Source organism: Mesorhizobium sp. dw_380 (assembly GCF_018588885.1).
Lineage (GTDB): Bacteria > Pseudomonadota > Alphaproteobacteria > Rhizobiales > Rhizobiaceae > Mesorhizobium.
The window spans coordinates 2,501-5,557 of the sequence record NZ_JAFFIW010000087.1; the positions used below are offsets into that span (position 1 = coordinate 2,501).

Here is a 3,057-nt window from a genome sequence, read left to right on the forward strand (position 1 = left end):
GGGTGACCACGTACCTTTTGTATAATGGGTCAGCGACTTAGTGTGACGAGCAAGCTTAAACCGCTAGGTGTAGGCGCAGCGAAAGCGAGTCTGAACAGGGCGTTCAGTTCGTCGCATTAGACCCGAAACCGAGTGATCTAGCCATGAGCAGGTTGAAGGTAAGGTAACACTTACTGGAGGACCGAACCCATAACTGTTGCAATAGTTCGGGATGACTTGTGGCTAGGGGTGAAAGGCCAATCAAACTCGGAAATAGCTGGTTCTCCGCGAAATCTATTTAGGTAGAGCGTCGACCGAATACCCCAGGGGGTAGAGCACTGGATGGGCTAGGGGTCCTCACCGGATTACCAAACCTAACCAAACTCCGAATACCTGGGAGTACTAGTCGGCAGACACACGGCGGGTGCTAACGTCCGTCGTGAAAAGGGAAACAACCCTGACCTACAGCTAAGGTCCCCAAGTTATGGCTAAGTGGGAAAGGATGTGAGGATCCCAAAACAACCAGGATGTTGGCTTAGAAGCAGCCATCATTTAAAGAAAGCGTAACAGCTCACTGGTCTAAATAAGGGTCTTTGCGCCGAAAATGTAACGGGGCTAAAGCCATACACCGAAGCTTAGGGTTTGGTCCGCAAGGGCCAAGCGGTAGCGGAGCGTTCTGTAAGCTGATGAAGCCATACCCGTGAGGGGTGGTGGAGGTATCAGAAGTGCGAATGCTGACATGAGTAACGTAAGGGGAGTGAGAGACTCCCCCGCCGAAAGACCAAGGGTTCCTGCTTAAAGCTAATCTGAGCAGGGTTAGCCGGCCCCTAAGACGAGGCGGAAACGCGTAGTCGATGGGAACCACGTTAATATTCGTGGGCCTGGAGGTAGTGACGGATCACACAAGTTGTCCAATCTTATCGGATTGAACGGGCAGCGGAGTGGTTCCAGGAAATAGCTCCTCCTTATAGACCGTACCCGAAACCGACACTGGTGGTCTGGTAGAGTATACCAAGGCGCTTGAGAGAACTATGCTGAAGGAACTCGGCAAATTGCACGCGTAACTTCGGAAGAAGCGTGACCCTTTTCTGCGCAAGCAGAGGAGGGTGGCACAGACCAGGGGGTAGCGACTGTTTATCAAAAACACAGGGCTCTGCGAAGCCGCAAGGCGACGTATAGGGTCTGACGCCTGCCCGGTGCTGGAAGGTTAAGAGGAGGGGTGCAAGCTCTGAATCGAAGCCCCAGTAAACGGCGGCCGTAACTATAACGGTCCTAAGGTAGCGAAATTCCTTGTCGGGTAAGTTCCGACCTGCACGAATGGCGTAACGACTTCCCCGCTGTCTCCAGCATAGACTCAGTGAAATTGAATTCCCCGTGAAGATGCGGGGTTCCTGCGGTTAGACGGAAAGACCCCGTGCACCTTTACTATAGCTTTACATTGGCATTCGTAGTGGCATGTGTAGGATAGGTGGTAGGCTTTGAAACCTGGGCGCCAGCTCAGGTGGAGCCACCCTTGAAATACCACCCTTATTACTATGGATGTCTAACCGCGGCCCGTTATCCGGGTCCGGGACAATGTATGGTGGGTAGTTTGACTGGGGCGGTCGCCTCCTAAAGAGTAACGGAGGCGCGCGATGGTGGGCTCAGAACGGTCGGAAATCGTTCGCTGAGTGCAATGGCATAAGCCTGCCTGACTGCGAGACTGACAAGTCGAGCAGAGACGAAAGTCGGTCATAGTGATCCGGTGGTCCCGCGTGGAAGGGCCATCGCTCAACGGATAAAAGGTACGCCGGGGATAACAGGCTGATGACCCCCAAGAGTCCATATCGACGGGGTTGTTTGGCACCTCGATGTCGACTCATCGCATCCTGGGGCTGGAGCAGGTCCCAAGGGTATGGCTGTTCGCCATTTAAAGCGGTACGTGAGTTGGGTTCAGAACGTCGTGAGACAGTTCGGTCCCTATCTGCCGTGGGTGTAGGAATATTGAAAGGATCTGTCCCTAGTACGAGAGGACCGGGATGGACGGATCTCTGGTGGACCTGTTGTGGCGCCAGCCGCATAGCAGGGTAGCTATATCCGGACGGGATAACCGCTGAAGGCATCTAAGCGGGAAACCCACCTTAAAACGAGTATTCCCTGAGAACCGTGGAAGACGACCACGTTGATAGGCCGGGTGTGGAAGAGCGGCAACGCTTGAAGCTTACCGGTACTAATAGTTCGATCGGCTTGATCGTTCTCATTCCTTATGCCCATTTGACGAAGTCAGATGGTCTTACCAGCGCTCACGCATGAGCGGCCCCCTCTGGGGCCTATGCTCCGCGAGGGCGCCGGAAAACCGGCGACGCGCAGTCGCGCTTGCGGGCTTACGCCCGAAGCAACCTGCACAAGACGTCGCCCAGGCACAACAAGACCAGCGAACAGCTCCGAGAGAGCAGCAAATAGGGTCCCTATTCGCTACTCCCTATTGGCTATTCGCTCAAAAAGCTTCTCGAAAACAACGTGCGTTTTGCCGACCTGGTGGTTATGGCGGAGCGGCTGCACCCGATCCCATTCCGAACTCGGCCGTGAAACGCTCCAGCGCTGATGGTACTTCGTCTCAAGACGCGGGAGAGTAGGTCGCTGCCAGGTCTGCTAAACGCACGTTGAACTCACATCCAGAATCAAGATGATCCTGGATGGAGCGAAATCTTCTCTTTATGAACAAGGCCCGCCAAGGGAACCACGGGCCGCGCAAGCGGCCCTTTCATTTGGTGAGCCACCTACCTATCTGTAGGCCATCCTATTTATAGGCCTCGGCTTACGTCCAACGGTTGACGCGGGGTGGAGCAGCCCGGTAGCTCGTCAGGCTCATAACCTGAAGGTCACAGGTTCAAATCCTGTCCCCGCAACCAAATACAAAAACAGCCCGGCCCAGCCCGGGCTGTTTTTGTATCTGGCTGTGCTGGCCGGTTGGTTTTAACCCTCATCAGGGGCCCGCAAGGAGGCGAAGCCGACGCCGCGGGACAAAAAACGCAAATCCTGTCCCCGAAACCAAATCAAAAACAGCCCCAAGGCTCCCAAGCCGGCGGGCCGTTTTGC

1 tRNA gene and 2 rRNA genes (1 of these 3 running past the window's edge) are annotated in these 3,057 nt (G+C 54.9%); all 3 read left to right on the top strand.

Features of this window, described 5'->3' with window-relative positions:
* Positions 1 to 2,213 (top strand): 23S ribosomal RNA (locus tag JT360_RS32755); it begins 601 nt to the left of the window's first position.
* A 279-nt stretch (positions 2,214 to 2,492) separates the two neighbouring features.
* Positions 2,493 to 2,607: ribosomal RNA gene (rrf, locus tag JT360_RS32760) — 5S ribosomal RNA — on the top strand.
* A 186-nt stretch (positions 2,608 to 2,793) separates the two neighbouring features.
* Positions 2,794 to 2,870, top strand: a tRNA-Met gene (locus JT360_RS32765).
* The last annotated feature ends 187 nt before the right edge of the window (positions 2,871 to 3,057 follow it).